This is a genomic window from Mucilaginibacter sp. P4_G9, from assembly GCF_056400985.1.
Window position 1 is genome coordinate 22,245 of record NZ_JBFUKF010000020.1, and the last position, 6,926, is coordinate 29,170.

Genomic DNA, 6,926 nt, shown 5'->3' on the forward strand with positions numbered 1-6,926 from the left:
TTGAAGATTTAAAAATAGTCACCATCTAATAATTTTAAATTCCCTTCAATTCCCTGGCGGCTTTTTTCTCGGCTTTCCGTTTCTTGCGTTCAGCCTTTTTAATGAGTCTTTCATGTTTGTTTTTGTTGTGCTCTGCTATTCTTTCATTGGTCGCTCTCTGCGTTTTTTCATCAAGTCCCACAGCTGGTTTTATCCCATCGAGTAATGTTCTCCATAAGGTTTTAAAGAAGGGAGAGTCTTTTGGTCGGCGGTAGTTAACATAAGTAGTTCTTGGCGCCTTCCATATATCATCAGGGTTGTTGTGTTTTATTACAAACAGGTTAGCAAATATCGACATTAACGCTTGTTTTTTTAATTGGTTGTTGGCGGTATCAGCCTTTAAAAGGGATATTTTAAGGTTATTATACAGTAAAGTTACATTGCCCTTAAATGCTTTACTATTAGCCTGGATGTCAAAACTGAATTGCCTGATATCGCCCGATGTGATCTTAACCATAGCCAGGGGGACCGAGGCCTGGTTAATTTTATTTGCATCCATAGGGCCTAAAACGCCCTTATAGCTAAATGCTGCATCTTTATCKGTTAAGTTAAACATAAACTGTACATCGAGCCGGCCACGGTTCATGAAATAGGTGCTTAGTTTTGCTGCAGTAAAATTATTTTTTTCAATAACTTTTTCATTAGTGGTTATGTTATAGAAATAGCCGCTGGTATTGTTAAAGCTAACCGTGCCTGTTTTTTTTGAATCATTATTAAATTCCGAATACTCAACATTTATATGGCTTAAACGTGCTGTATCAATACTCAGATCTGCATTTGTTGTGCGGATTATCATATTAGGGAAGGTGCTTATTTTATCAGGAGCGGGTCTTTTTTGTTTATTTGGATTGCCAAACACCCTTAAAGTACCGCCGTTCAGTTCCAGGCTGGATGCTCTTAATACCCGGTATTTGTGGTATCTTAAAAAATCGAAATTATTGAGTCTTAGTGAATCCAGGCCTAAGGTAAAGCGGTCGCTGCGACTTTTGTTGAAGAAAATGTTTGTTTTTGCAGGTTCAAGCTGTAGTCCCTGAATATTTAACCTGGATGTTTGGGTAGATAACCTGAGGTACTTTATTTTATAATCATAAAGCCCGTTTGATGTTTTACCATTATAATTATTTAGTTCGATAATTATATCTTTACAATTCAATAGCCGGCTTTTGTCGGTTTGTGTAGCCGAATCAATGAGTAGGTCTGTAGCGCTCAGGTTCATTTCCTTAAGCTCAGATATAACGACTTTGTTACCTGAGTAATCCTCATATTTAAATTTTACATCATTAAAATAGATGTGCTCAACCTGGATGGAGTGCAGACTTCCGGATATTTTTTGCCACGCCGTTTGGTGGTCTTTATCAATAGTGTCTTTTGTATGGTTAAGCTGATAGCTGATATTAAGTTCAGGCTGGTTTAAAATTATTTTACTGATTTTTAATTTATGCCCAAAATAGTAGCTAAATGGGTGTACATGCAATAAAATAAGTCGCTTTACATGCAAAGTTACCAGGTTGTTAGGCGCCAGGTGTTGCCTCTTTTTACGGTTAAAAACCGCGGTATCGGGAGTGAGGCTGATATTATAAATGGTTACTTTTCCTTCTAATAAATGCAGTTCGGCATCAGAAAAATCAGCCCGGTACAAGCTGTCGCTACCGGCTAAAACTGCTTCACGTACCTTATTGGCTAAAATGGGCGACAAATACTGATTAAGAATTATAGCAATAAAGAAGATGATAGCAACCGGTATCAACACAAAATTAAATACTATTTTTTGCCACTTATGCTTTAAAAATTTAAGCTTCATGTATGGATGTTCCTTTTGTTTTGATGTATGGCCAGTGGCTTTATACGTATTGATTTAGAAATATAACAATATTTTTTTGATTTTGTTAAATACTGACAATATGTCATTCAGGTATTTAAATTTTGTGTATTTTTGCAAACTAATTTTTAATTAAATGATGGATTTGGTTATTCCGGATAAGGTACATGATGAGAGCAGGCAAGGTGAAGCTTTAGTTTTAGAGCAGCCGGTGACAGGTAAAAACAATGGCCGTAAACTTTATATTGAAAGTTATGGTTGTGCCATGAATTTTAGTGACAGTGAGATAGTTGCGTCAATACTAGCCGACCAGGGATTTGAAACAACTGCGGACCATACTATAGCTGATGTTATTTTTATAAATACCTGCTCCATTAGGGAAAATGCCGAGCAACGTGTGCGTAACCGCTTAAAGGAGTTTACCATTACCAAGGTGAAAAATCCGGGATTGGTAGTAGGCGTGCTGGGTTGTATGGCCGAGCGCCTGAAATCAAAATTTTTAGAAGAAGAAAAACTGGTTGATGTAGTAGTTGGCCCGGATGCATACCGCGATTTGCCTAATTTGATTGAGCAGGTTGATAGCGGCCAGAAAGCGGTAAATGTATTGCTATCCCGCGAGGAAACATATGCCGATATAAGCCCGGTGCGTTTAAATAGCAATGGTATTAACGCCTTTGTATCTATAATGCGCGGGTGCGATAACATGTGTTCGTTTTGCGTAGTGCCATTTACGCGGGGCCGCGAACGCAGTCGCGATCCACAATCAATAGTGGCGGAATGCGTTGATCTGTTTGATAAAGGTTATCGTGAAGTTACCTTGTTAGGACAGAATGTGGATTCATATAAATGGAAAAAGTCTCAACCTGCCTTCTCGAAAGGAGAGGGTGTTGAAGAAGCAAATGAAGTCCTCTCCTTGGGAGAGGATTTAGATGGGGCTCCTGTCACCAATTTTGCCAATCTGTTGGAGATGGTGGCCCTTATTAATCCCGACTTGCGTGTACGTTTTTCAACATCGCATCCTAAGGATATTACTGACGAGGTTTTGTATACCATTAATAAGTACGAAAACATTTGTAATTACATTCACCTGCCAGTACAATCTGGAAACAGCCGCATACTGGATATGATGAACCGTACTTATGACCGTGCCTGGTATATGAATAGGATTGATGCAATTCGCAGTATTATTGGCGATTGTGCTATCTCTACTGATGTGATCACGGGTTTTTGTACCGAAACTGATGAGGAGCATAACGATACTGTAACCATGATGGATTATGTGAAATATGATTTTGCCTATATGTTTAAGTACAGCGAAAGACCTGGCACATTAGCGGCAAAACGTTATACCGATGATATTCCTGAAGAAGTAAAGCAACAACGTTTAACACAAATTGTAGCCAAACAGCAGGAATATTCATTTTATCGTATGCAGGCACGTATAGGTAAGGTAGAAAAAGTATTGATAGAGGGTTTCTCCAAAAAATCAAACAACGATTATTGTGGCCGCAGCGATCAAAACGCTATGGTAATATTCCCGGTTGGTGAAAATTATAAGCCGGGACAGTATGTTAATGTATTAATCGAGAGAAGTACATCGGCTACGTTGATAGGGAAAGTTATCCCCCAAATTCCTTGAAAGGAAGTTACGTCCTGATGCATATTCAGATAACGTGTTGTGGGGTTTAAATTAATTAAGGATATAAATAATTAACTAATTCCCCCTTTAGGGGGTTAGGGGGTATGGAAATACAAGAAATAAAACAACGCTTCGGGATCATTGGCAATTCGCCATTGCTTAACCGGGCTATAAATATCGCCAACCAGGTGGCGCCAACAGATATTTCTGTGCTTATTACCGGCGAAAGCGGGAGTGGTAAAGAAGTATTTTCGCATATTATACACCAGATGAGTCCGCGTAAGCATGGCCCATTCATTGCCGTGAACTGCGGAGCCATACCAGAAGGTACCATTGATTCGGAATTATTCGGGCACGAAAAAGGAGCATATACAGGCGCGGTTGGCGAACGTAAGGGGTATTTTGAAACTGTAAACGGTGGTACCATATTTTTAGATGAAATAGCCGAAATGCCTTTGGGCACCCAGGCACGCTTACTAAGGGTACTTGAGTCGGGCCAGTATATTAAGGTAGGTTCGTCAAAGGTCGAAAAAACAAACGTGCGGGTTATTGCAGCTACCAACGTTGATGTATACGAGGCAGTAAAAAGCGGCAAGTTCAGGGAGGATCTTTACTACCGCTTAAATACCGTGCCATTAAAGATTCCACCGTTACGGGAAAGAAAAGAAGATATCTACCTGCTTTTTAGAAAGTTTACATCAGATTTTACTGATAAATACCGCACACCTCCTATTCAATTAGATGATGAGGCTCAGCAAGTGTTAATTAATTACACATGGCCGGGTAACGTGAGGCAGCTTAAAAACATGGCCGAGCAACTGGCTGTATTGGAGCGCGACCGCATTATTACCGCCCCAACGCTGCTAACTTATATTCCACACGAAACAGGGAACCGCAACTTACCCATGCGTTTAGGCAATCAGGGCAAGGAGGATTTTTCTGAGCGCGATATTTTATATAAAGTGCTTTTTGATATGAAGCGCGATATGGTTGAATTGAAAAAGTTGGTGGCCGATATTATTGAGCATGGCGGCGTATCAACCAATTATGCCAGTCATTCTCAAACGCTTAACCAGTTGTACCGCGATATTGAGCTACCCGGAAATCCCGAAACGCAATTTACTTTACAGCAACCCGTTAATACAAATAATAGCGGCAGCAATAACAATAGCAGCGGTAACGATGCATACAATATAACCCACGAGGCCGAGGAGGTTGAAGAATCATTATCGCTGATTGAGAAAGAATCAGACCTGATACGTAAGGCATTAAAAAAACATAAGGGTAAACGCAAGCTGGCTGCCAATGAACTGGGTATATCCGAGCGAACATTATACAGGAAAATAAAAGAATTAAATTTATAGGTTGATGAAAAGGTTATCAGGGTTAATAATTTTTATAAGTTTACTATCATCATGCTATACGCTCAAGAACGTTTCAATACCGCCCGATCTGAAAACCATCAACATTCAGTTTTTTGAAAACAACGCGCCACTTGTGGTTAATAACCTGAGTCAAACGTTTACCGAAGCCCTGAAAGAGCGCATTCGTACCCAAAGCCCTTTAAGCCTGGTACGGGGCGAAGCCGACGCTACTTTGTCGGGGAGTATAATAGGTTATACTATTGCACCGGTATCAATTGAGGCCACTTCAAATAATGCCCCACCAATAGCTGGTGCAAACAGGTTAAGTATAACTGTAAAGGTGAAGTTTGTGTACGATAAGGACAAAAAGATTAACTTTGAGGAAAGCATGACAAGATTTGCCAATTATAAAGGGGATATTAATTCGCAGGAGCAGAACCTAATACAAGAAATTACCAAGCAGTTAACTGAAGATATTTATAACAAGGCCTTTTCTAATTGGTAGGCTTTTTGTAATTTCAACCACGTGGATCAATATTTAAATAACAGGCAAAACGAAGTATTATGGGAGTTACTGGCCAATCCTGCTGATAGCGGCCGGTTGCATAACTATGACTTGCAACAATTGGTTGATGAATATCCACAAAGCGGGATACTTAGGGCCATGCTTGCTCACGCAGGTAATGGCAGCGATTTGAAGCATGCTGCCGTTTATTTTAACCCTGGCTTATTGCATAAGCTAATTAATAATCCCGAAAGCTTGGCTTTAGTTTCTGCTGAGCAAATAGCAGGTCAAAAAAATAACCCCCAGCCTGGTTATTTGCAGGATGCAACTATCAAAGAAAACGAAAACTATTTTAATATAGGTACCGCGACTGATACCGAGCCTGGAGAAGTTATAAATGAACCGGCAAGCCAATTTGAGGCGCCAACCGAAGAGGATAAAGACGAACCGGAAGGAGGCTACCACGATTACATTGAAACCGAGCTATTCCCGCCTGTACCCGCAGAGGAGACCTACGTAACTGCTGAGGAGCCCGGAGTGGTTATCAATGATATAAAAGTTGATGATGAAATATTTTCGCCCATAATAGAAGATACCCCTGATGAACAACCTGGAACAGCTGTAACCCCCAATGGTGATGGTATTGAGGATGAAGTGTTTGACGAAATTGTAGGTATTGAAAATATAAGCTTCGTAGGCCATCCCTCAGAAGCTAAGGCTGAAGAGCCGGTTGTGGATAAAACCGCTGGCAGTGAATCAAAGAAGAATAATGGGGATATCAATTTCGAAACAGAAAAATGGATCATAGGCAGCATTGCGGCTACCGATTATTTTATGTTTGATAATTCGATAGCGGATCAAAAAGGTAGTGATAAGCCAATAAGGGAAAACCAGGCTGCTGTTACCAATGTGCCCGTACCGGTTACTTCTAAAACCGAAGATATTGCACAGGATGCTGAAGCTGTATCAAAGTATAACGATGAAAAAATGCCTTATACCTTTATGTGGTGGCTTGATAAAACACGTAAAGAGTATGCGGCAACTTATCAGCCCTATGCAACGCCGGCGCCACAGGTTAAGCAACCGGCAATAGCGGCAGAGGAGAAGCAGAAACAGGCAGCCGACGAGTTGCAGCAACAATACTTTGAAAATATTTTTCATGATAAATCGCTGCTGGATCTTGAAAATGCACCTATACCCGATGCGCCGGAAGTAAAACGCAAAGAAGATATCATTATTGAAAAATTTATAAAAGAAGAGCCGCAGATACGACCGCCTTCTATAAATAAGCTGGATAACGAAAATAAAGCTAAAAAGAGCTCGGAAGATAAAAACGAACTGGTGAGCGAAACACTGGCCCAGATTTATTCAGATCAGATGCTATATCACAAAGCAATTACTACTTATAGAAAATTGATATTGAAATTCCCGGAAAAAAGCCGTTACTTTGCCCTCCAAATTGAACAGTTAGAAAAGAAAACTAATTAATATAAAATAAAGAAATGATCCTTTTAATTATCCTTACCATTATTGTATGTGCTCTTTTAGGGCTTATCGTAC

General features: G+C 40.0%; 5 protein-coding genes. 4 read left to right on the top strand and 1 reads right to left on the bottom strand.

Going from position 1 to position 6,926, the window contains the following annotated elements; genetic code table 11:
* Nucleotides 1-34: 34 nt before the first annotated feature.
* Nucleotides 35-1,840: a hypothetical protein gene (locus AC1DPZ_RS03910; protein WP_477401391.1), complete on the bottom strand. Its 1,806-nt coding sequence runs from the start codon at nt 1,838-1,840 to the stop codon at nt 35-37.
* A gap of 154 nt (nt 1,841-1,994) precedes the next feature.
* Between AC1DPZ_RS03910 and AC1DPZ_RS03915 the strand changes: the two genes are divergently transcribed.
* The 4 genes from AC1DPZ_RS03915 (at nt 1,995) to AC1DPZ_RS03930 (ending at nt 6,854) form a co-directional block, all read left to right on the top strand.
* Nucleotides 1,995-3,497, top strand: coding sequence for a MiaB/RimO family radical SAM methylthiotransferase (locus AC1DPZ_RS03915; RefSeq protein WP_477401393.1), 1,503 nt, complete (start codon nt 1,995-1,997; stop codon nt 3,495-3,497).
* 104 nt (nt 3,498-3,601) lie between these two features.
* Nucleotides 3,602-4,861: a sigma-54 interaction domain-containing protein gene (locus AC1DPZ_RS03920; RefSeq protein ID WP_477401394.1), complete on the top strand. Its 1,260-nt coding sequence runs from the start codon at nt 3,602-3,604 to the stop codon at nt 4,859-4,861.
* A gap of 4 nt (nt 4,862-4,865) precedes the next feature.
* Nucleotides 4,866-5,366 (top strand): LptE family protein, encoded by a 501-nt coding sequence (locus tag AC1DPZ_RS03925; protein WP_477401395.1) that lies wholly within the window; start codon nt 4,866-4,868, stop codon nt 5,364-5,366.
* Nucleotides 5,367-5,387: 21 nt separating this feature from the next.
* Nucleotides 5,388-6,854 (top strand): hypothetical protein, encoded by a 1,467-nt coding sequence (locus AC1DPZ_RS03930; protein WP_477401397.1) that lies wholly within the window; start codon nt 5,388-5,390, stop codon nt 6,852-6,854.
* Nucleotides 6,855-6,926: the final 72 nt, after the last annotated feature.

Bases quoted from the DNA above. Each gene is read 5' to 3' on its own strand.
- AC1DPZ_RS03925 (WP_477401395.1), top strand. From the start codon at position 4,866: ATGAAAAGGTTATCAGGGTTAATAATTTTTATAAGTTTACTATCATCA.
- AC1DPZ_RS03920 (WP_477401394.1), top strand. From the start codon at position 3,602: ATGGAAATACAAGAAATAAAACAACGCTTCGGGATCATTGGCAATTCG.
- AC1DPZ_RS03915 (WP_477401393.1), top strand. From the start codon at position 1,995: ATGATGGATTTGGTTATTCCGGATAAGGTACATGATGAGAGCAGGCAA.